At 71.1% G+C, this 20,697-nt stretch carries 22 protein-coding genes, 1 tRNA gene and 1 other RNA gene; 13 read left to right on the top strand and 11 right to left on the bottom strand.

Annotated elements, in window-relative coordinates; translation table 11 throughout:
- Window positions 1-21: 21 nt before the first annotated feature.
- Window positions 22-2,448: a glutamine--tRNA ligase/YqeY domain fusion protein gene (locus tag L1280_RS07460; RefSeq protein ID WP_253581463.1), complete on the bottom strand. Its 2,427-nt coding sequence runs from the start codon at window positions 2,446-2,448 to the stop codon at window positions 22-24.
- 71 nt (window positions 2,449-2,519) lie between these two features.
- Here L1280_RS07460 and L1280_RS07465 point away from each other — a divergent pair, with 71 nt between their 5' ends.
- The gene (locus L1280_RS07465) at window positions 2,520-3,245 is read left to right on the top strand and encodes a GNAT family N-acetyltransferase (protein ID WP_253581464.1); all 726 of its coding nucleotides are present in this window, start codon (window positions 2,520-2,522) and stop codon (window positions 3,243-3,245) included.
- 86 nt (window positions 3,246-3,331) lie between these two features.
- Here the strand turns inward: L1280_RS07465 and L1280_RS07470 are convergent, their stop codons facing one another.
- The gene (locus L1280_RS07470; protein WP_253581465.1) at window positions 3,332-3,811 is read right to left on the bottom strand and encodes a multidrug DMT transporter; all 480 of its coding nucleotides are present in this window, start codon (window positions 3,809-3,811) and stop codon (window positions 3,332-3,334) included.
- Window positions 3,812-3,917: 106 nt separating this feature from the next.
- On the bottom strand, window positions 3,918-5,063 hold the full coding sequence (locus L1280_RS07475) for a S1C family serine protease (protein ID WP_253581466.1): 1,146 nt from the start codon (window positions 5,061-5,063) through the stop codon (window positions 3,918-3,920).
- 89 nt (window positions 5,064-5,152) lie between these two features.
- Between L1280_RS07475 and L1280_RS07480 the strand changes: the two genes are divergently transcribed.
- The gene (locus L1280_RS07480) at window positions 5,153-5,575 is read left to right on the top strand and encodes a gamma-glutamylcyclotransferase family protein (protein ID WP_253581467.1); all 423 of its coding nucleotides are present in this window, start codon (window positions 5,153-5,155) and stop codon (window positions 5,573-5,575) included.
- Between the two features lie 43 nt (window positions 5,576-5,618).
- On the opposite strand, the gene rpsO is transcribed toward L1280_RS07480, so the two are convergent.
- Window positions 5,619-5,894, bottom strand: a complete 276-nt coding sequence (gene rpsO / locus L1280_RS07485) for a 30S ribosomal protein S15 (RefSeq protein WP_104989655.1) — start codon at window positions 5,892-5,894, stop codon at window positions 5,619-5,621.
- A gap of 169 nt (window positions 5,895-6,063) precedes the next feature.
- Here rpsO and L1280_RS07490 point away from each other — a divergent pair.
- The 3 genes from L1280_RS07490 to L1280_RS07500 all read left to right on the top strand — a co-directional run bounded on the left by L1280_RS07490 (window position 6,064) and on the right by L1280_RS07500 (window position 6,897).
- Window positions 6,064-6,147 (top strand) — tRNA-Leu (locus tag L1280_RS07490).
- 81 nt (window positions 6,148-6,228) lie between these two features.
- Window positions 6,229-6,327: signal recognition particle sRNA small type (gene ffs / locus L1280_RS07495), an RNA gene on the top strand.
- A gap of 36 nt (window positions 6,328-6,363) precedes the next feature.
- The gene (locus tag L1280_RS07500; RefSeq protein ID WP_253581468.1) at window positions 6,364-6,897 is read left to right on the top strand and encodes an arsinothricin resistance N-acetyltransferase ArsN1 family A; all 534 of its coding nucleotides are present in this window, start codon (window positions 6,364-6,366) and stop codon (window positions 6,895-6,897) included.
- Here the strand turns inward: L1280_RS07500 and L1280_RS07505 are convergent.
- From L1280_RS07505 to L1280_RS07515, 3 genes are read right to left on the bottom strand one after another with little or no spacing between them, the layout of a single operon-like run.
- The gene (locus L1280_RS07505) at window positions 6,864-7,802 is read right to left on the bottom strand and encodes an aminoglycoside phosphotransferase family protein (protein WP_253581469.1); all 939 of its coding nucleotides are present in this window, start codon (window positions 7,800-7,802) and stop codon (window positions 6,864-6,866) included. The genes L1280_RS07500 and L1280_RS07505 overlap by 34 nt on opposite strands.
- 5 nt (window positions 7,803-7,807) lie before the next feature.
- A complete protein-coding gene (locus L1280_RS07510; protein WP_253581470.1) occupies window positions 7,808-8,188 on the bottom strand; it encodes a hypothetical protein in 381 nt (126 codons plus the stop codon).
- Window positions 8,189-8,222: 34 nt separating this feature from the next.
- On the bottom strand, window positions 8,223-8,528 hold the full coding sequence (locus L1280_RS07515) for a winged helix-turn-helix domain-containing protein (protein ID WP_253581471.1): 306 nt from the start codon (window positions 8,526-8,528) through the stop codon (window positions 8,223-8,225).
- Window positions 8,529-8,662: 134 nt separating this feature from the next.
- Here L1280_RS07515 and L1280_RS07520 point away from each other — a divergent pair, with 134 nt between their 5' ends.
- The 4 genes from L1280_RS07520 to L1280_RS07535 all read left to right on the top strand — a co-directional run bounded on the left by L1280_RS07520 (window position 8,663) and on the right by L1280_RS07535 (window position 12,046).
- Window positions 8,663-10,150, top strand: coding sequence for an NADP-dependent isocitrate dehydrogenase (locus L1280_RS07520; protein ID WP_253581472.1), 1,488 nt, complete (start codon window positions 8,663-8,665; stop codon window positions 10,148-10,150).
- Between the two features lie 175 nt (window positions 10,151-10,325).
- Window positions 10,326-10,973 (top strand): carbonic anhydrase, encoded by a 648-nt coding sequence (locus L1280_RS07525; protein ID WP_104991842.1) that lies wholly within the window; start codon window positions 10,326-10,328, stop codon window positions 10,971-10,973.
- Window positions 10,974-11,075: 102 nt separating this feature from the next.
- Window positions 11,076-11,810: a YebC/PmpR family DNA-binding transcriptional regulator gene (locus tag L1280_RS07530; protein WP_253581473.1), complete on the top strand. Its 735-nt coding sequence runs from the start codon at window positions 11,076-11,078 to the stop codon at window positions 11,808-11,810.
- Between the two features lie 71 nt (window positions 11,811-11,881).
- Entirely contained in the window at window positions 11,882-12,046 is a 165-nt protein-coding gene (locus L1280_RS07535; protein ID WP_253581474.1) for a hypothetical protein, read from the top strand.
- Between the two features lie 10 nt (window positions 12,047-12,056).
- On the opposite strand, the gene L1280_RS07540 is transcribed toward L1280_RS07535, so the two are convergent.
- A complete protein-coding gene (locus L1280_RS07540) occupies window positions 12,057-13,562 on the bottom strand; it encodes an amidohydrolase (protein WP_253581475.1) in 1,506 nt (501 codons plus the stop codon).
- 77 nt (window positions 13,563-13,639) lie between these two features.
- On the opposite strand from L1280_RS07540, the gene L1280_RS07545 reads away from it, so the two are divergent.
- The 3 genes from L1280_RS07545 to alaS all read left to right on the top strand — a co-directional run bounded on the left by L1280_RS07545 (window position 13,640) and on the right by alaS (window position 18,177).
- Entirely contained in the window at window positions 13,640-14,674 is a 1,035-nt protein-coding gene (locus L1280_RS07545; RefSeq protein WP_253581476.1) for a response regulator, read from the top strand.
- A 143-nt stretch (window positions 14,675-14,817) separates the two neighbouring features.
- A complete protein-coding gene (locus L1280_RS07550) occupies window positions 14,818-15,375 on the top strand; it encodes a hypothetical protein (protein ID WP_253581477.1) in 558 nt (185 codons plus the stop codon).
- A gap of 123 nt (window positions 15,376-15,498) precedes the next feature.
- The gene (gene alaS, locus L1280_RS07555) at window positions 15,499-18,177 is read left to right on the top strand and encodes an alanine--tRNA ligase (protein ID WP_253581478.1); all 2,679 of its coding nucleotides are present in this window, start codon (window positions 15,499-15,501) and stop codon (window positions 18,175-18,177) included.
- A 48-nt stretch (window positions 18,178-18,225) separates the two neighbouring features.
- Here alaS and L1280_RS07560 read toward each other — a convergent pair whose 3' ends face one another.
- Both L1280_RS07560 and L1280_RS07565 read right to left on the bottom strand, forming a co-directional pair.
- Complete coding sequence (locus L1280_RS07560; protein WP_253581479.1) at window positions 18,226-18,582, bottom strand: MmcQ/YjbR family DNA-binding protein; 357 nt, start codon at window positions 18,580-18,582, stop codon at window positions 18,226-18,228.
- A 72-nt stretch (window positions 18,583-18,654) separates the two neighbouring features.
- A complete protein-coding gene (locus L1280_RS07565) occupies window positions 18,655-19,539 on the bottom strand; it encodes an alpha/beta fold hydrolase (RefSeq protein WP_253581480.1) in 885 nt (294 codons plus the stop codon).
- A 141-nt stretch (window positions 19,540-19,680) separates the two neighbouring features.
- Between L1280_RS07565 and L1280_RS07570 the strand changes: the two genes are divergently transcribed.
- Window positions 19,681-20,226: a TetR family transcriptional regulator gene (locus L1280_RS07570; protein ID WP_253581481.1), complete on the top strand. Its 546-nt coding sequence runs from the start codon at window positions 19,681-19,683 to the stop codon at window positions 20,224-20,226.
- Window positions 20,227-20,229: 3 nt separating this feature from the next.
- Here L1280_RS07570 and L1280_RS07575 read toward each other — a convergent pair whose 3' ends face one another.
- The gene (locus L1280_RS07575; RefSeq protein WP_253581482.1) at window positions 20,230-20,673 is read right to left on the bottom strand and encodes an Rrf2 family transcriptional regulator; all 444 of its coding nucleotides are present in this window, start codon (window positions 20,671-20,673) and stop codon (window positions 20,230-20,232) included.
- Window positions 20,674-20,697 lie beyond the last annotated feature (24 nt).

Consider the following 20,697-nt stretch of genomic DNA (forward strand, 5'->3'; position numbering starts at 1 on the left):
GGGCGGGACAGGGCCCCCCCCTCAGCCCCCCAGCGCCTCCAGCAGCGCCGCCGCCACCTTCGCGGGGTCGGCCTTGCCCCCGGTGGCCCGCATCACCTGCCCGGTGAAAAAGCCCATCAGGGCCGTCTTCCCGCCCCGGTACGCCTCCACCTTGTCGGGGTTGGCAGCGAGCACGTCAGCCACCGCCCCCGCCAGCGCCTCGTCGCTGAGGCCCGCGCCCAGCCCCTCGCGCTCGACGATCGCCAGCGGGGCCTCGCCGGACGCCGCCGCCCGTGCCAGCACGTCGCGGGCCACGCGGGTGGTCAGCCCACCGGAGGCCAGCCGCTCGGCGAGGGGCGCGAGGTCTGCCGCCGTGACCCGCACCTTGCCCGCCCGCAGCGGCCCCGCGAGATCGTTGACCGTCCACGAGGCGACCTGGCCGAACGTGGTGCCGGACTGCGCCCCCGCCAGGAACGTGAGCAATGCCGGGTCCCGCGCCACTGTGCGGGCGTCGCCCTCCGAGGCCCCCAGTCCGGTCAGGCGGGTGGCCTCGGCCTCCTGCTCGGGGGTGAGGGGGGCGGCCTGGGGTTTCTGGCCGGGGACCTGGGGAGCCTCCGTGTTCGGCGCAGGATTAGGCGCTTTGGCTTCCACCTTCGGCGCGTCCTTCTGCGCCTCCTTCGCCCAGGTGTCCTTCAGCGTGATGATTCGCCCGAACACGAGCGCATCCTCGCGGCTGTCCACCGGATCGCGCCAGAAGTAGCCCTGCCGCTCGAACTGGTAGCGGGTGTCCACCGGGTCGCCCGCCACGCTGGGTTCCACGTACCCCCGCACCACGCGCAGGCTCTGCGGGTTCAGAAACCGCAGGAAGCCCGCGTCGAGGGGCGCGGCCTCGTTTTCGTGGCTCATGCGCTCGGGGTCGAAGTCGGGGGCGATGTCGTTCGGGTTCTCGCCCTCGGGGTGGGCGACCCGGAAGAGGCGGTCGTAGAGGCGGAACTCGGCGGGGAGGGCGCGGTCGGCGCTGACCCAGTGGATCACCCCAGCGGCCTTGACGTCCTCGCCCAGCAGGGTCGCGTGGATGGTGGTCACGTTGCCCGCCCCATCCGTCTCCACCTCATCGGCGCGGATGATCCCGGCCCCACGCAGGCGCACGGTGCCGCCCCGCGTCAGTCGCTTGTAGCCCTTTGGCGGGGTGAGCGCGAAGTCCTCGCGCTCGATGTACAGCTCACGGGTCAGCGGCACCTCGCGCACCGCCGCCCCCGGCGCCACCCGCTCGCCGCCGGGCAGGGCGACGAGGCCGTCGGGCGAGTCGCGGATCACGTCGTGGGGCCAGTAGGGGAGCGAGAGGGAACGGACCTCCCCTTCCGGCAGGTTGGTCAGCACAACCCGCACCGGGTCCAGCACCGCCATCGCGCGGGGGGCGCGGTGGTTGAGGTCGTCACGCACGGCGTTCTCGTAGATGCTGATGTCCACCGTGCGGTTGGTGCGGCTCACGCCGATCTGGGCGGCAAAGGCCCGCACCGCTTCCGGCGTCACTCCCAGGCGGCGCTGCGCCCGCAGGGTGGGCATCCGGGGGTCGTCCCAGCCGGAGACGTGGCCCTCCTGCACCAGCCGCCGCAGCTTGCGCTTGCTGGTCACGGTGTATTCCAGCCCCCGGCGACCGAACTCGTACTGGTGGGGGCGGGGATCGAAGCCGAGCCGCTCCATCAGCCAGTCGTAGATCGCGCGGTTGTCCACGAATTCCAGGCTGCACATGGAGTGGGTCACGCCCTCCAGCGCGTCTTGCAACGGGTGCTGGAAGTCGTACATGGGATAGATGCACCACGCGTCCCCCGTGCGGTAGTGGTGCCCGCGCAGGATGCGGTAGAGCACCGGGTCACGCAGCTTCATGTTGGAGGCGGCGAGATCGATCTTGCCGCGCAGGACGTGCGCCCCGTCAGCGAACTCGCCCGCCCGCATCCGCCGGAAGAGGTCGAGGTTCTCCTCCGGCGTGCGCGAGCGGTACTCGCTGGGCGTGCCCGGCGTGGTCGCGTTGCCGCGCAGCCGCGCCATCTCGTCGGCGTTCACCGAGTCCACGTAGGCGTCGCCCTGCCGGATAAGCTGCTGGGCGTACCCGTAGTACCGCTCGAAGTTGTCGGAGGCGTAATACAGGTGCTCGCCCCAGTCCCAGCCCAGCCAGCGCAGGTCGTCCTGTATGGCCTGGGCGAATTCCACGCTCTCGCCCTCGGGGTTGGTGTCGTCCAGCCGCAGGTGGTAGCGCCCGCCGTACTGCACCGCCGTCTGGAAGTCGAGAAAGGAGGCGAAGGTGTGCCCGAGGTGCAGGTACCCGTTGGGCTCCGGCGGAAAGCGGGTCACGACCTGCGGGTACTTGCCCGCCGTGAGGTCGCGTTCGATGATCTCGGTGATGAAGTTGGGGGCCACGCGGGGCGTGTCGGCGGCGCCGGGCTTGGCGGAGGGTTCGGGCGCGGTCATGCGGGCAGGATAGCGGCCCAGCGTGCCCGGCTTCCGGTCGCGGGTGGGGGCACGGGCGTAGGCTGCCGCCCATGAGCGCCTCTGTCCACGTCCGCCGCGTGACCGACCCGAACGACCCCGCCCTCGCCGCTTTCGGGGAGATTCAGGAGCGCAGCTACTACGCCCCCGACATGCTGATTCCGCCCGCCGCCTTTCCGCGCCTGGTGTCGGGCGGGGGACAGGGACCGCGCCGCGACCGCATCCTGGTGGCCGAGGACGCCCCCGACCGCGTGCTGGGCGGCACCGTGTACCACCTGCTGCCGGAGGCGGGCTTCAGTTCCTTTCTCGCGGTGGCCCCGGAAGCGCGGGGGCAGGGGGTCGGCCACGCGCTGAACGAAGTGCGGCTGGAGGACGTGCGCTCACACGGCCTGGCGGGCCTGTTTGCCGACAGCGTGTTCGCGGATCGCCAGAGCGCCGAGGAACGGGCCGCCGAAGCCCGCATCGGCACCGACCCCCATGCCCGCCGCCGCGCCCTGCACGCGCTGGGCTACCGCACCGCCGACCTCCCCTACTGGCAACCCGTGGGCGGCCCGGACGGCGGCCCCCTGACCGACCTTGACCTGCTGTTTCACCCGCTGGACGGGGCCGACACGGTGCCCACCGCCCTGATCGCCGCCACGATGGAGGCCTACTGGTCGGGCTGGCTGGGAAACAGCCGCGCCCGCCGTGAAGCCGAGGCCCTGGCCCAGCGGGCGGGGACAGACCGGGTGCGCCTGCTGCCCGCGACCCAGACGCCGGGGTACTGGCGGGCGGGGTAGGGGTGGGGGAAAACCGAATCAAGATGGCCAGCCCGAAAAAAGCGCCACGCCCCCCGAAGAGAACGTGACGCGCTTCGCAAACTCCGTTATGCCGCAGGCTGATCCGTCGGCACCTCGGCCTCCGCCCCGCGCCGCCCCCGTCCCGGCCGCTCGGCCGCCGCCTCAGCGGGAGCCGGGGCCGCCGCCGGAGCGCCGATTCGCGCCAGCGTGTCCCCGAAGGCCCGCATCGCGTCGCTGGCTTCCAGTTCCGAAACCGCACGGGCGTTCAGCGCCTTGAGTTCCTCGCGGGTGACCGCGTACTCAGGGGCGTCGTGCCCCTTGAGGGTCCGCAGCACGCTGTAGGCGTTGCCCGCCTCCACCGTCGCGCCCTTGCTGGTCGTCACGCGCTCGTCGGTGGTCATGTCGGCCCCGACCAGCGTGATCGCCTCCGGGGAGATCAGGGTCACGCGGTCGCCCCGCTCCTCCATGTGGGCGGCGAGTTGCAGCAGCCCCCGCAGGTGCAGCATGTGCGTGAAGAGGTCGAGGTGGGCGAGCATCGCGCCCGCTTTCTTCAGCAGGGTGTCCATAGCTGCATTGTTCTGTTTATGGCAGAATTGTCAAGTCCTCTTCTCGCAATTCATGAAATGGGGGCGGGCCACCCGCAGGCAGCCCCGCCCCTCTCCTGGCCTGAGTTCAGTTGCGCACAGCGGTGCGCGGCACCAGCGTCAGGCGCAGGTCGAGCGTCTTGCCGTCGCGCAGCACGCGCAGGGTGATGGTGTCGCCGGGCTGGTAGCGCCGCACCGCGAACTGGAAGTCGGAGAAGTTGTTGACCCGCTGCCCGTTCACGGCGGTCACGATGTCGCCCGCGATGCGCTTGCCGTCCTCGTCGTAGTCGAGGGCGCGGAGTCCGGCCTGGGCGGCGGGACTGCCGGGCGACACACGGGTGAAGAAGGCGCCAGGGGTGGTGCCCAGTCCCAGACCCAGCAGCTCGTCGGCTTCGGCAAAGCGGTCGGCGGGCAGATTGGTCAGGAAGTCCAGCCGCGAGTCCAGCCCCACCCCGATCACCGGGTATTCGCGCTTGACCCCCCGCCGCAGCTCGGCCAGCCGGGCATCCGTGCGGGTGACGGGCACCGCGTAGGACGTGATGCCGCCCCGCCGCGCCACGCTGATGTAGCTGATGACGCCGACCACCTCGCCCTGCGCGTTGATGATCGGACCGCCGCTGTCGCCGGGCTGCAACCGGGTATTGAGTTCGAGCACCCCCGAGGGGAAGTCGGCCTGATCCGACGCCACGTCCAGCCCGGTGACGCGCCCGGTCTTGAGGGTCAGGAAGGTGCCGTTGCCGTTGCCGATGGCGAGCGTGGGCGCCCCCACCGCCGGACGCGCGGTCGCCAGCGGCATGGACGGAATCTGGGCGGGCAGGTTCACCTTCAGCAGGGCCGTGTCCGAGTTCTCGTCGAAGCCCACGACTTCCAGGGTGTAGCGCCCCTTGCCCAGCGTCACCGCGCTGAGGTTGCGGCCCTCCGACACGACGTGGTAGGCGGTCAGCGCGTAGCCGTCCCCGATGTGAAAAGCGGTGCCCACCCCATTGGGCTCGGTGCAGTCGTTGGGCGGGCAGTCCTCGATCCGCAGGGTGGCGGGGCGCAGCTTCTCGTAGAGCGCCCGCAGCGACGCGGTCTCGGCCGCCGTGAGGGGCGCGGGGGCCGCGCGGGTCGGCGTGGCGGGAGCCGCCGGGACGGCAGCGGGGGCGGCGGGTTGGGCGTAGACGGTGTCGGCCGCGACCAGCAGGGCGGCCAGGAGGATCAGGCCGCGCGGCGCGGCGGTCCGGTTGGCGTTCATGATGCAGTGTGACCCCCCCGGCCGGTGGGATGTGTGCCCGCACTTTCCTTGTGAGCCGTCCGTGTGACCGCCCGGCGTAGGCTGGCCGGATGAGTCCCGAGTCTCCTCCCCGCGTCTTCGTGTACGGCACCCTGCGGCCCGGCGGGCGCAATGCGGCGCTGGCCGCACGCTTCGGCCCGCCCCAGGCGCAGGCGGCGACCCTGTCCGGCTTCCGGCTGCTGCACCTCTCGCCCGAGAACTACCCCGCCCTCGTGCCGGGGAAGCCCGGCGAGCGCGTCCGGGGCGAGGTGCTGACCTACGCGCCGGAGGTCTGGGCACGGGTCCTTCCCCTCCTCGACGCGCTCGAAGGGGTGGGCGAGACGCCGCCCCTGTACCACCGGCAGCGGGTAACCGTGGTACTTGCGCCGGGCGAGGCGGAGGAGGTCTGGACCTACGTGTACGCCAGGACTGCGCGACTCGCCCTTCCCGGCGCGGCGCCCGTGCCCGGCGGCGACTGGGTCCAGCGCCCATAAAAAGCGCCCCCAGCTTGCGCCAGGAGCGGGCAATGAAGGGCGTTTAGCGGACGATGCGCTGGCCGCGGCGGATGCCGAGCTGGTCGGTCAGGGCAATGTACTCGTCGTAGCTGGTGCGCTCCAGGTACTTCAGGAGGCGGCGGCGCTGGCCGTTGAGGAGTTGCAGGCCGCGCTGGCCGTGCTTGTCCTTTTTGTTCTCGGTCAGGTGCCGGGACAGGTTGTTGATGCGCTCGGTGAGGAGGGCCACCTGCACAGCGGTGCTCCCGGTGTCGTTCGCGCTCTTGGCGTAGGTCTGGATGGTCTGCTGTTTGTCGATCACTGTGTACCTCTCTTGTTATGAAGTCCCGCACGCAGCAGCCGGGGCAAACGGCAGGCGACCAAGGCCCAGCCCGGCCCCACCACTCGCGGCGGCAGCGCCGAGCTTAGCACACCCGCCGCGCTTGACAAGGTCACGGTGGCCCCGTAGCATTGCTTCTGCCCTTCACCCTGCTCGGGTGGCGGAATTGGTAGACGCGCACGTTTGAGGGGCGTGTAGGTTTCCTGTGTGGGTTCAAGTCCCATCCCGAGCACCACGAGTCGCCGGAGTCGCCGTACTCCGGCACTTTTTTTGGTCTGGTCGCCTGCGGCGGGCCTGTGCTATGCTCTGCGGCGCATTGCTGGTGCAGCGCAGCGGGAACGCTCGAACCTGGTCAGGGCCGGAAGGCAGCAGCCATAAGGGATGATTCTCGGGTGCCGTTGCTTCCCGGCAATGCTTTTTTTGTGCCTTGGAGGATGTGGCAGCATTGGCCATGTCCCAGACACGAGCGGCCACCCCTGCCGACGCGCCCGCCGTCACGCGCATCTACAACCAGGGCCTTCAGGACCGGGGGGCGACCTTCGAGACGCGGGAGCGGCACGAGAACGAGATTCGGGAACGGCTGTCCGGCACGCAGCCTGCCGTCGTCGCGCTGAACGGGGCGGGAGAGGTCGTGGCCTTTGCGTGGAGCAGTCCCTACAGCACCCGGCCCGCCTACGCGACCATCGGGGACCACGGAGTTTACACGGCGCGGGAGGCGCGGGGACAAGGCCACGGCGAGGCGGCGCTGCGAGCTTTGCTGGGGGCGGCCCATAAAGCCGGGCTCCACAAGCTCACCAGCCGCATCCTGACCGAGAACGCCGCCAGCCGCCGACTGCACGCCCGCTGCGGCTTCCGCGAGGTCGGCGTGCACCTGCGCCACGCCCGGCAAGGCGGCGAGTGGCGCGATGTGGTCGTCGTCGAGGTGCTGCTGGACGGGCCAGAGCCATCCGGTCACGCCAGTAGCCTGAACGCCACCTCCAGATAGAGGGCGCCGAGCTTCGGCAACCCGTGATGGCCGACATACAGTCCAGTGGAAACCCGCTCCAGGTACGTCCACTGCCAGATGGCCTCGGGGTCGGTGCCCGTCGCCTGGGCCATCTGATCGCACCAACCGCGCACTTCTGCTTGCGGATCGTCCGAGGCCAGCAGATGCGAGTTCCAGCCTCGCAGCGCCACCCCGAGGTCGTATTCGGGCTCGCAGAGAAATCCCTCGGGGTCGACGAACACGTAACCCGTCTCGGCGCCGATACGGGTGCCCTCTACCCGCAGCAGATTCCCGACATGGGGGTCGCCGTGGACGATGATCTGCCGGGCCGGGTCGCGGGCCTCCCACCGCTCGTGGGCGTAGCGCAGAGCCTGCTCCACCACCGCCTGAATCTCCCGGTTCTCCCCGGCGAGGTCGCGCACGAGGGCCAGGAGGCTGGCCGCCTTGTGTTCGGCCTCGCCCGGCAGGGCGCAGCGTTCGGGGGGCACCTGCCAGGCCCGCTTCAGCGTCTCGGCGGTCAGGGCCAGCACGGCGGGAAGGTCATGGTCCTTCTCCGCCGACGGCCCGAGGGCCTCCATCAGCAGGGCTCCCCGGCCGGGGTCATGCCTCAGCACCCGCACGTAGCCCTGTCCCTGGGCCGCCAGGAGGGTGGACATCTGCGCAGTGAGCGCGGGTTCCGGCAGGGCCAGCTTGAGCACGGCCCGCCCACCGTCCGCGCGGGTGACCCGGCACACGTAAGAACGGCTGCCCCCCGTCAGGGCCTCGCCCCTCTGAAGCTCCCAGTCCCGGCATTGCCGCTCCACCGCGCCCGCCAGCGAGTCCAGCCACCGCCGCCCGGCAGCGCCCAGGCTCCCCGCGTAGGCCCGCACGGTGGGTTCGACCTCCACGGGAAAGGCGTCGTCCATGAGCCTCAGCGCGTCTTGGGCACCAGCACCAGCGCCTGCGTTTCCCGGACCACGGCGAGGTCGCGCAGCCGCTCGGGGTCGAGGTCGCCCGCTTTGGCGAGCGCCTCGGCCCGTTTGCGGTCGATGGTGGCCGCCTCCAGCGCCGCCGCGTCCCCGAACACGTCGCGGAAGCGGTCGAGCGGGTACTCGACCCGGCGCGACACCTTGAGTTCGGCGCGGTAGAGGTCGGTTTCGGCCCGCTCCCCCGAGGCCAGCGCCGCCTTGATGCGGGCGGCCAGCTCGTCGCGCTCGGCCTCCAGCCCCAGCAGGGTGTCGCGCAGGGTGGCGTAACGCTCCAGCAGCTCGCCAAGCGTCAGGGCCTCGGTGGGATCGAGCGGCGCCGTCATGGGGTCAGCCTAGAGCATGACCCCGGCCTCCCGGTCAGGCCCCCGCCTCCTCCCCCTCCAGCAGGGTCAGCAGTTCGCCCACGGTGCGGCGGGCCTCCAGCGGGTGCCGCAGATGAAAGCCGGGATTCACCGCATAGCGGTTGCGGCGGCCCTCGCGGGTGCGCGTGATCACCCCGGCCTGTTCCAGATCGCGGATGATGCGCTGCACCGCCCGCTCGGTGATCCCCACCCGCTCCGAGACTTGCCGCAGGGTGCCCCCCGGCGCCCGCACCAGACACAGCAGGACGTGGGTGTGGTTGGTCAGAAAGGTCCAGGGACGGTCAGGGGCGGGGTCAGTCATGGCAGGAGGGTGCAGCCGCCCCAACGTACTGCCTGCTTGAACGCAGTTCAAATCACGACAAGAAATACACGACATCTTTTTCGTTATAGTGGTCGCGTTCCCGGCCACGGTGCCGGGCGTTCCAAGGAGAGGCCATGAACAGCACCGATGTCCACCCTGCCCCGCAGGCGCCCACCCCCCCCACCCTCACGCCCATCGCCGTCGCGCCCGGCGACGGAATCGGCCCGGAAATCATGGCGGCCACCCTACGGGTGCTGGAAGCCGCGGGCGCCCGCATCGAGCCGCGCCCGGTGGAGGTGGGGCAGGAGGTCTACCTGCGCGGCGTGTCGTCGGGAGTCGCGCCGGAGGCCTGGGAGGACCTGCGCCGCACGGGCGTGCTGCTCAAGGGGCCGATCACCACCCCGCAGGGCGGCGGGTACAAGAGCGTGAACGTGACCCTGCGTAAGGCGCTGGGCCTGTACGCCAACGTGCGCCCGGCGCGGGCCTACGCGCCCTTCGTCGCCACGCACCACCCCGGCATGGACCTCGTGATCGTGCGCGAGAACGAGGAAGACCTGTACGCGGGCATCGAGCACCGCCAGACCGACGAGGTCTACCAGTGCCTCAAACTGGTCACCCGCGAGGGCTGCGAGCGGGTGGTGCGCTACGCCTTCGAGTACGCCCGCGCCCACGGGCGGCGCAAGGTTACGGCGATGAGCAAGGACAACATCATGAAGCTCACCGACGGCCTGTTTCACCGGGTCTTCGGCGAGGTGGCGCGGGAGTACCCGGAGATCACGGCCGACCACCTGATCGTGGACATCGGCGCGGCGCGACTGGGCGCCCAGCCCGAACGCTTCGACGTGATCGTGACCCTGAACCTCTACGGGGACATCCTCTCGGACATCGCCTCGGAGGTCGCGGGGTCGGTGGGCCTGGGGGGCAGCGCGAATATCGGGCAGACCGTCGCCCTGTTCGAGGCGGTTCACGGCAGTGCCCCCGACATCGCCGGGCAGGACCGGGCCAATCCCAGCGGCCTGCTGCACGCGGCGGCGCTGATGCTGACGCACATCGGGCAGGGCGACGTGGCCGCGCGGGTGCAGAACGCCTGGCTGCGGACCCTGGAAGACGGCATCCACACCGGGGACATCGCGGGCGAGCACACGTCCCGGCGGGTGGGCACCCAGGCCTTCGCGGACGCCGTGATCGAGCGTCTGGGCCAGATGCCGGAGCGCCTCCCCGCCGTGCAGGGCGAGGCGGCCTCCCAGATTCAGGCGAGCCTCACGCCCCGGCCCCGTGCCGAGAAGGTGCTGGTGGGCACCGACGTCTTTCTGGAGTGGTGGGACGCGCAGAGGCGGCCGGATGTGCTGGGGGCGCGGCTTCAGGGAGCAGAGGGCACCGACTGGACCCTCGACATGATCTCCAACCGGGGGGTCAAGGTCTGGCCGCAGGGCCTGCCCGAGACGACCTGCTCGGACCACTGGCGCTGCCGCTTCCTGTGGCGCGGCGAGCGGCCCGCCACGCCCGCCGACGTGCTCGCGCTGCTGGCCCGCGTGTCGGAGGCCGGGCTGGATTTCGTGAAGACCGAGCACCTCTATACCTTCGACGGCCAGCCGGGATACACGGCCGGACAGGGGCAGTAGCCGTTCCTGCTTGAGAGACGCGTTTCCCAGGCAGGAACGGTCACCGCCTCCGGTCATCCTGGGCCTGCGGGTCTAGGATGACTGGGTGAGCACTTCCGTTCCCGACGCCCGGACCCCGGCTCCCGTCTCCGATCTCGAACGGCGCATCCTGGACGCGGTGCGGCGCGGGGCCAGCATGAAGGACATCGCGGCGCTGCGCCAGGGCCGCATGACCTCGCCGGAAGCCGCCATCGAGGCCCTCAAGGACGGCAACGCCCGCTTCTTCTCCGGTCAGGCCACCCGCCCCGAGGCGGACGCCAACCAGCGCCGCGCCCAGATCATGGGCCAGACGCCCTTCGCGGCGGTGCTCGCGTGCAGCGACAGCCGGGTGCCCGTCGAGATCGTCTTCGATCAGGGGCTCGGGGACCTGTTCGTGGCGCGGGTGGCGGGCAACGTGGTGGGCGATTCGGAACTGGGCACGCTGGAGTACGCGATCCGGCACCTCGACGTGCGGCTGATCGTGGTGATGGGCCACGAGGGGTGCGGGGCCGTGGCCGCCGCGCTGCTGCCCGATGACGATCTCGCCCACGAGCCCGAGCACCTGCGCCGCCTGATCGCCCGCATTCAGCCCAGCGTGCAGGGCCTCCCGCCCATCCGCGACAAAAAGGCCCGGATGCGCGAGGCCGTGCTGAACAACGTCCGCCATCAGGCCGCCGCCCTGCGCGAGCAGCCCGTGATCCGCGAGGCCGAGGCGAGCGGGCAGGTGCGGGTGATCGGCGCCTTTTACGAGATCGGCTCGGGCGCGGTGGACTTCCTGACGGAAGAAGACGACCTGCGGGTGTGACGGGCTTCCGACGGGCCGCGCGGCCGCCGCGTTAGAATGCTCGCCACCACGCGCCCCCGCTCTCCCCGGGTGAGCGCGTCTTTCCTGAAGGAGACACGGAACATGGCCGGACACAGCAAATGGGCACAGATCAAGCGCAAAAAGGGTGCCAACGACAAGAAGCGCAGCGCGATGTACTCCAAGCACATCCGCGCCATTCAGGCGGCCGTCCGTTCGGGCGGCAGCGGTGACCCCGCGGCCAATCTCAGCCTGAAAAACGCCATCGCGGCGGCCAAGGCCGACACGGTGCCCGCCGACAACATCGAGAACGCGATCAAGCGGGCGGCGGGCGCGGCCGAGGGGGCGGCCGAGTACAAGGAAGTCACCTACGAGGGCTACGGCCCCGGCGGCACCGCCATCTTTATCGAGGCCCTGACCGACAACGTGAACCGCACGGTGGCCGACATCCGCGCCGTGTTCAACAAGCGCGGCGGCAGCCTCGGCACCAGCGGCTCGGTCGCGTGGCAGTTCGAGAAAAAAGGCGTCCTGCTGCTCCCCGACGCGTCGGAGGCCGCGCAGGAAGCCGTCATCGAGCACGGCGCCGAGGACTTTCAGGAGTCCGAGGACGGCCTGGAGATCAGCACGGCGCCGAACGACCTCTACAGCGTGCAGGACGCGCTCGCGGCGGCGGGCTTCAAGCCCGAGAGTGGCCAGATCACCATGATTCCCAGCAACACGGTGGCCGTGAACGCCGACGACGCCCGCAAGCTGATGACCTTGGTGGACGCCCTCGAAGACCTCGACGACGTGCAGAACGTGTACACCAACGCGGAACTGCCGGAGGAAGTCGAGGCGTAAGCGGAGCGCCCGGACGGGCACCGCAGGGGGAGACAGGAAGCTGACCTGTCTCCCCTACCCTTGAGGGCACCATGATTGGACTGCTGCTCCTTGGAGTGTTCCTCGGCACGATGGCGTTCTTCGCCGCGCGTCAGGCGAGGCTGAACCGTGCCATGAATGCGGTGGACCGACCCACACACGAGGTGGGTCACGTCGGCCCGAGTCTGCCCGGACCCGGCGGCACAACCGGGTTATAAGGGCAGCGGCTTACAGCACCAGCGCCCGCGCGTTGCCGCCCAGCCGGTCCCACAGCGTGAAGGCCGCACGCGCTCCGGGGCGGATGATGCCCTCATCGTCCCACCCGGCGGCGAGGGCGGGGCCGCGCGTGTGCGCCCACAGCACCTCTCCCTCGGTCAGGGCCTCGCCTGGGGCGATCGCCTCGCCTGCGTCGTCGCGGCGGGTGATCGCGGCGGCGAAGTTGGCGCGGTACTCGGGGGGCGCGACCGGTGCGTCGGACCCGAAGGCGAGGATGGCCCCGGCCTGTTGCAGAGAGCGGAACGGGTAGCTCGTCTCCAGCAGGTGCGGCAGCAATTCCCGGATCATCGGCCCATCGGCCTGGAGGTGGATGGGCTGCACGCTGGCGGTCAGGCCCCGGAAGCGGGCGATGTCCCCGGGACGGAGGTGCTGGGCGTGCTCGATCCGCAGCCGCACGCCCATCTCGTCGGCCAGGGGGCGCAGGGCGTCGTACACGTCGAGCACTTCGGTATTCGCCCGGTCGCCGATGGCGTGGGTCACGGGCGTGAGGCCCAGCCGCAGTGCCTCCTCGCCGCGCTCGCGGATCAACTCCGGGGGGTCGAGGGGAATCCCGGTGCCCGAACCGTCCGCGAAGCCGGGGGCGTGCAGCCAGGCGGTCCGGCTCCCCAGCGCCCCATCCGCGAAGAACTTGACCCCGCCCCACTGGAAGAGGCCGCCGGGCGTGAGGCGCAGGCCCAGGTCGCGGGCGTGCTCCAGCCGGTCGTGCGGCAGCGTGGCCCAGACCCGCAGCGGCAGTTCGCCGCGCTGGGCGAGCAGTTGCACGGCCCTCGGCGCCTCCACCGGCTCAAAGGCCATCGTGTGGGCGCTGACGTAGCCCCGCGCGGCCAGATCGTTGGCGCCCACCTTCGCCGCCGCGAGGTACTCGGCGTCGGTGGGCGTGGGCAGCGCCCGCGCGACGAGGCCGCTGGCGTGCTCCAGCAGCGTGCCCAGCGGGCGCACGATCTTTCCGCCCTCGGGGTCGGGGGTGTCCGCCGTGATTCCGCTCAAACGCAGCGCGAGCGAGTTCGCCCAGCTCAGGTGCAGGTCGCGCGAGTAGATCAGGACGGGGTGGTGCGGGCTGACCTCGTCCAGCAGCTCGGCGGTGGGGTACTCGGCGAGGCCGAGCTCGGAGAGCAGGAAGCCGCCGCCGCGAATCCAGGTGCCGGGGGGCGTGTTCATCGCCCGCCCCGCGACCTTCGCCTGCACCTCGGAGACGCTGCGGGCGCCGTGCAGGTTCAGCTCCGAGAGCGAGAAGCCGTAGCTCACGAGGTGGACATGGGCTTCCGCGAGGCCGGGCGTAAGCAGCAGGTCGCGGTGGTCCTGCACCGCCGCCCCCGGCGCGAGCGCCCGCAGCTCCTCACGGCTCCCCACCGCGAGGACGCGCCCACCGCCCACCAGCACGGCCCCGGCCTCGGGCTGCTGCGGGTCCAGGGTGAGGGTCCGGGCGTGGAGGAGGGTCAGGGGCGCAGACGTGGTCATGCCCCAGCCTAGCCCGGCGGCAGGGCCTGTGAATCCCAGTACGTGCCGTGGCCCCGGCCGCTGCTACACTGCCCCCCATGCCGCGCATCCTGGTCGTGGATGACGACGCCGCCATCCTCAAGCTCGTCAGCGTGATCCTGTCCCGCGCCGGGCACGAGGTCCGCACGAGCAGCCACCCGGTGGAGGCGCTCGATCTCCTCAAGGTCTTTACCCCCGACCTCGTCATCAGCGACGTGGTGATGCCCTACATGACGGGCCTGGAGTTTCTGGAACAGGTCCGCAGTCACGACAAACTGGGCGCCGTGCCCTTCGTGCTGCTCTCCAGCCACGCCGAGCGCGGTGACGTGCGCCGGGGCATGAACCTGGGGGCCGACGACTACGTGCCCAAGCCCTTTACCCCGCAGGACCTGACCACCGCCGTGGACGCCCGGCTGCGCCGCGTGGGCCTGACCCGCACCCAGGAAAGCGGCATGTCGGCCCGCGCCCTGGGCACCGCGCAGGTCGTGTGGCAGGGTACGGCGGTCGCGTGGGTGTCGCGCAAGGCGCTGGAGCTGTTCTTCTACCTGCTCGAACGCCGCGAGGTGACCTCCTGGGAGGCGGCCGAGGCGCTATGGCCGGAAAAGGACGAGGCCCGCGCCAGCAGCCTCTTTCATACCACCCTGCACCGCCTGCGCCGCAGCCTGAGCAGCGAGGCCGTCGTGAGCGCCAACCGCCGTTACGCGCTCGCCGCCGACCTTCAGCCCGACTACGACGTGGCCCGCTTCGAGCTGCTTGCCAAACAGGCCGAGTCGGGTAGCCTGGGCCTGGAGGAGCTGCGCGAACTCGCCGACCTGTATGGCCTCTTTCTGCCCGGCGCCGACAGTCCCTGGGTAGACGAGGTCCGTGCCCGGCTGGAAGCCAAGCAGCTCAGCGTGCTGGGGCTGGCCGCCGAGGCCGCGACGGCGGCGGGCCGTCCCAAGGACGCCGCGCAGTTTCACCAGCGGGCACTGGCCCTCGACCCCATGAGCGAGAGCGACTGGCGGGGCCTCACCCGGGCGATGGAGGCCCTGGGCGACCCCCGCGCCAAGCTCGCCGCCCGGCGCGAGGCATGGTGGTCGGTAGACCTGGACTGAGCCCAGCCCCCGAAGACGGCGGCCCTGCGCGAGGTCGCCGTTGCTCCTTTCTTCGGGCACCGGGGGAAGACCCCACCCGCTGGGCGGCGGCGCTTGGCCTTCCTCTCATACCGGGCGCGGGGGAGGCCCCGCAGACTGCGCCCATGCGACACCTTCTCTTTCCCAGCAAGGCCCAGGCCGACGCCTTTATCGCCGATCTCCGGAGCCAGGGGCTGATTCAGCCCGAGATGGGCCAGACCACCGTCAACCGCCGCGTGGCAGATGGCATGGCGGGCACGACGACGGGCACCATGACCACGACCGATACGGCCTCCGTGGAGGGCGGCGGCACCCCCGAGGACGCGGGCGAGGGCGCCATCAAGGGCACGGGCGTGGGTGCCGCCGTCGGGGCGGCGGCGGGCGTCCTGGGCACGGCGGCCACGGTCGCGACGGGCGGGCTGGCCCTCCCGGTGATTCTGGGCATGACGGCCCTGGGCAGCGGCGTGGGCGCGGCGGTCGGCGCCATCGGCGGCGCGGCGGGCGTGGACGAGACGGGTGGGGCGAGCCGGAGCTACAGCGCCTCCTCCGACGTGAGTGACGAGCAGTACGAGCGCCTCAGCAGCAGCGCGAGCGAAAGTGGCCGCGCGGTGGCCGTCGAGGAGAGCATTCCGGCAGACGCGGTCGAGGCGGCGGCGGCCCGGCACGGCGGACAGTTCGTCTGAAACGGGAGTTACTCCGAGAGGTGGGGTCGTAACCCCACCTTTTGTGTTGGGCAGGGCGACCTACGCCCCTCCCAGGTGCCCCCGCCAGAATCGCCCCGCAGCCCCCGCGCTACACTTCCCCCCATGACCGGGCCGCTGACCACCGCTGAAATCCGCGAGAGATACCTGCAATTCTTCGCCCTGAAGGGGCACCTGCGGCTGCCCTCGCACTCATTGATCGCTCCCGACCCCACCACGCTCTTCACGGTGGCGGGGATGCAGCCCTTCAAGCCCCAGTTCATGGGCGCTCCGGCGAAGTTTCCCGGCCACGGCGAGAACCGGCGCGTGACCACCGTGCAAAAGTGCCTGCGCGTGGGCGACATCGAGAACGTGGGCCGCACCCTGCGCCACTGCTCGCTGCTGGAAATGCTGGGGAACTTCTCCTTCGGAGACTACTTCAAGCGCGAGACCCTGACCTGGGCGTGGGAGTTCCTGACCTCGCCGGAGTGGATGGGTCTCGACCCCGAGCGCCTCTACGCGACCATCTACGAGGAGGACGAGGAAGCCTTCGGCATCTGGACGCAGGAGATCGGCCTCCCGGCAGAGCGCATCCTGCGCTTCGGAGCCGACGAGAACTTCTGGCCCGCCGACGCGCCCAGGGAAGGCCCCAACGGTCCCTGCGGCCCCTGCTCGGAAATCTTCTATGACCGGGGTCCGGCCTACGGCGACGACACCTGGGCCGACTACGCACAGACCCGCGAGAGCGCCCGTTTTCTGGAAATCTGGAACTGCGTCTTCCCGCAGTACGACCGCCAGGACCCGCTGCCCGACGGCACGCCCGTGCTGGCCGATCTGCCCTTCAAGAACATCGACACCGGGATGGGCCTGGAGCGCATCGCCACCGTCGTGCAGGACGTGTACGACTTCTACTCCAACGACGTGTTCGCGCCCCTGATCGCGCGGGTGGCCGAGCTGTCGGGCAAGCCCTACGAGGGGCCGCAGAGCGTGTCGCACCGGGTGGTGGCCGAGCATGTCCGCAGCGTCAGCATGGTGATCGCGGACGGCGTGGCCCTGAGCAACACCGGGCGCGGCTACGTCATCCGCAAGATTCTGCGCCGCGCTTCCCGCCACGCCTACCTGCTGGGCCTGCGCGAGCCGACGCTGCATACGCTGGTGCCCCTGGTGGTGGAGAAGATGGGCGACGCCTACCCCGAACTTCGCACCGAGCAGGAACGGGTGCAGGCGGCCATCCGCGCCGAGGAGGAGCGCTTCTTGAAGACGCTGGAGGGCGGCATCCAGCGCCTCAGCGGGCTGCTCTCCGGGCTGGGGCAGGGCGGCACGCTGCGCGGGGAGGACGCCTTCGTGCTGTACGACACCTACGGCTTCCCGGTGGACCTGACGAAGGAAATCGCGGAGGAGTACGGCGTTTCGGTGGACGAGGCCGGGTACGCCGAGAGCCTGGAACACGCGCAGAACCTCGCCCGCGCGGGGAGCAAGTACGGCAAGTCCGAGCTGTTCGGCGGCTCCCAGGAGGCGCTCGACGGCCTGCCCGCTACCGAGTTTGTCGGGTACGACGAGCTGGAAGCCGAGGGCGAGGTGCTCGCGCTGATGGGCGCGGGCGAGCGGCTGGAACACCTGCCCGCCGGAAGCGAGGGCATGGTGGTCCTCTCGCGCAGCCCCTTCTACGCCGAGGGCGGCGGCGAGGTGGGCGACACCGGGCGGCTGGAGTGGGACGGCGGCGCGGGCCAGGTGCGCGACACCCGCAAGACCCCGGCGGGCGTGTTCCTGCACGACGTGCGGGTCGAGGAAGGCGAGTTGCGCCCCGGCGTGCGCGTGCGCGGCGTCGTGTCGGGCGAGCGCCGGGCCACCGAGCGGCACCACACGGCCACCCACCTGCTGCACGCGGCGCTGCGGGCGGTGCTGGGGTCGGGCGTGCGGCAGGCCGGGTCGCTCGTCGCCCCCGACCGCCTGCGCTTTGACTTCGCGCATGGGGCAGCCCTGAGCGGGGAGGAGATCAGCCAGGTCGAGGCCCTGGTCAGCCGCTGGGTCACTGCCAACTTCCCGGTGACGTGGCAGGAGATGCCCATCGAGGCGGCGAAGGCGGCGGGCGCGACCGCCCTCTTCGGGGAGAAGTACGGCGACACCGTGCGGGTGGTCAGCGTGGAGGGCGGCGTGCCCTTCGGCGGCGCGACCGTGACCAGCAAGGAGCTGTGCGGCGGGGCGCACGTGCGCCGGACCGGGGACATCGGGGCCTTCGTGATCGTGTCCGACGAGAACGTCGCGGCGGGCGTGCGGCGCATTGAAGCGCTGGCGGGCGAGGCGGCCACCGCCTGGGTGCGCGGGCGGCTGGAGGCGGCCTCGCGGGTGGCCGGGCTGCTGAACACCGGTGTGGAGGGCCTGGAAGCCCGCGTGCAGGGCCTCCAAGCCCAGCTCAAGGCTGCCGGGCAGGAGACGGCCCAGGTCCGTCGCCAGCTCGCGGAAGCCCAGATGGGCGGCGGGGGGGGCGCGGGGCAGCAGGTGCGCGAGTTGGGCGGCTTCAAGGTCGCCGCGCTGAAGCTCGCGGGCATCGAGGGCAACGAGTTGCGCGGTGCCGCCGACAAGCTGCTGGACACCAGCGGGGCTGACCTCGCCGTGATCGCCAGCGACAAAGGCCTCGTGGTGAAGGCGACCAAGGACGCCGTCTCGCGCGGGGCGCATGCGGGGCAGCTCGTGGGCAAGCTCGCGGCGGCGGCGGGCGGCAAGGGCGGTGGGCGGCCCGACATGGCCCAGGCCGGGATTCAGGACCCGCAGGCGGCGCTGGGGGCACTGGACACGGCGTTCTGAGGTCAGGACGCCAGAAGGGAGCCGGGACGAACCTGGCTCCCTTCTGGTTTATCCCCCCAGCCCCGCCCGCTGCGCCCGCGTCAGCCCCGCCACGACCAAAGCGTGACTTCCGGCGAGCAGTTCACACACCGCCCCCTCCGGCACCGTCCCGTCCAGCGTCACCGTGACCCAGTGGCGCTTGTTGAGGTGGTAGCCGGGCTGCACGGCCGGATACGTCGCCCGCAACGCTTCCCCATCCTCCGGCCGCACCTTCAGCGAGAGGGTGACCGGATCGGCGGTGAGGTCGGTCAGGGCGTACATCTTGCCCGCGACCTTGAAGACCAGGGTGGTCGCATCAAAGGGGAACGTCTCGCGCGAGCCGGGCAGGGCCGCGCAGACGCCGCGCACGTCGGCGGTGGAGTGCATGGGGGAAGTCTGGCAGGTGAACAGGCGAGGGACGCGGAGGCCGAAAGCTCCCCGCGTCCCTCTGCATCCTGCTCAGCGCAGGTTGTTCGCCCGCGCCCAGTCCAGAATGGCGCGGTTGGCGGCGTCCGCGTTCTCGAAGATGGCGGCGTGGGCGGCGCCCGGAATCAGCACGAGGCGGCTTCCGGCGATGTTCTGCTGCATCTTCCGGCTGAACTCGGGCGGATACACCGTGTCCTCCACGCTCCCCAGCACCAGCGTGGGCACCTGGATCGTCTTCAGGAAAGGCACGTAGTCGGGCCGGGTCGCCAGCGCGTTCGCCCCTGCCACGTCCGCCGCGACCGTCGCCTGCTTGACGATATTCGTCAGGAAGGCGGCGTCGGCGGGGCGGTTCGTCCGGGTAGCCCCGGTCAGCATGTCCTTGAGCAGCTCACCCACCAGCGACTGCGGCCCGAAGGTGCTCGCCTTCTGCGCCATGCCGCGCCAGATGTGCTGCTCGACGATGGAGGCGGGGTTGGCAATGGTGTTGATCAGGACCAGCCCCAGGAAGCGCTGCGGGGCCGCCTTGTACATCTCGAAGGCGATGGGACCGCCCATGCTCATGCCGCCCACGATGGCCTTTTGGACGCCGAGGCGGTCCATCACCGCGAGGGCGTCATTCGCATAGGTCGTCAGGCTGCCGGAGTCGGCGGCGGGCGCGGTGCTCTGGCCGTAGCCCCGGTGGTCGACGGTAATCACGCGGTAGCCAGCGGCGGCCAGCGCGTCACGGTTGCGGGCGAACAGTTCGCCGCTCAGCGGATAACCGTGCAGCAGCAGCATGGGCGTGCCCTGGCCCTGGGACACGTAGTGAATCCGCGCCCCGTTCACGTCGAGAAAGCCCTCCTGGCGGGCACCCTCGGCCCCTCCCGCCTGCGCGGCTCCCAGGCCCAGCATCAGCGCCAGCATCGTCGTCTTTTTCATAGGTCTCCTTGCCCTGCCGCCCCGCAGGACGCCAGAGAGCCAACCACTCAGTTGGCTTTCTGACTCAGGGTAGGGGGAGGGGCCGGGCCAAATCTCAGCGCCGCTTCATGGCATCTTGACCCCGGAGGGAGGGCCGAGAACGTGACGACGGGCAAACGCGAGCAGATCGTGCGGGGGGCGCTGCACCTCTACCGGACCCAGGCGGTGTGCGGCAGCACCCTCAAGGACGTGGCCGCCGTGTCCGGGGTGCCGCTGGGCAACCTGTACTACTACTTCCGGACCCGTGAGGAGTTGCTGCTGGCCGTGCTGGACGCCTGCGAGGCCGAGCTGCGCGGCGTGCTGGACGACCTCGCGCCCCTGCCGCCCCCGGCGTGGCTGGCGGCCTACTTCGACTGGCTGCTGAGCGACCCGGACTCGGCCGCGCACCAGGGCTGCCCCTTCGGGACCCTGGCGGTGGAACTGCGGGCGCTGCGTGACCCCGCCGCCCCCCGCGCCGCCCGAATTGTGCAGCGCTACCGCGAGGCGGTCGCGGCCAGGACACGGCTCGTCTTTCCTGCCGATGACCCCGACGACCTGTTCCTGACTGTGCAGGGGGCCTACACGGTGGCCCGCGCCCTGGATGACCCTGACCTCTTCCGGCAGCGGGTGAACAGCCTGCGCGGTCGTCTGGCTCCCTCCGGCTCCTGAGCTTCAGGAGGTGGGCTGCTCGGGCACGGGCCAGACCGGGGCTGCCGGGTGGCTGGGGTCGGGGTCAATCAGTTCCTCCAGGGTCGTGCTCGCCAACTGGCGCTCGGTGGCGGCCACGGCCTCGTCGATGCGGCGGTGCAACGGGCACAGGCTGGTGTGGTCGGGCCGCCCCAGCGGGCACTCGCGGATGCGGGCCAGCGGCTCGACGGCATTGACCACCTCCAGCATGCAGATGTTCGCCGCCGGACGGCTCAGGCGGTAGCCCCCGCGCAGCCCCCGCGCCGCCGTGATCAGCCCGGCCCGGCCCAGCGTCTGGAGCACCTTGGAGAGGTAGCCGGGGGGCACCTTCGTGCGGGCGGCGATCTCGGCAGTCGTGAGCGGCTGGCCCTCTGCCCCCGCGAGGGTCACGACGGCCCGCAGCGCATATTCGGTGGTCTGGGAAAACAACGGCTCGCCTCCTGGGTCCGTGAG

The organism is Deinococcus sp. HSC-46F16 (assembly GCF_024171495.1).
Lineage (GTDB): Bacteria > Deinococcota > Deinococci > Deinococcales > Deinococcaceae > Deinococcus.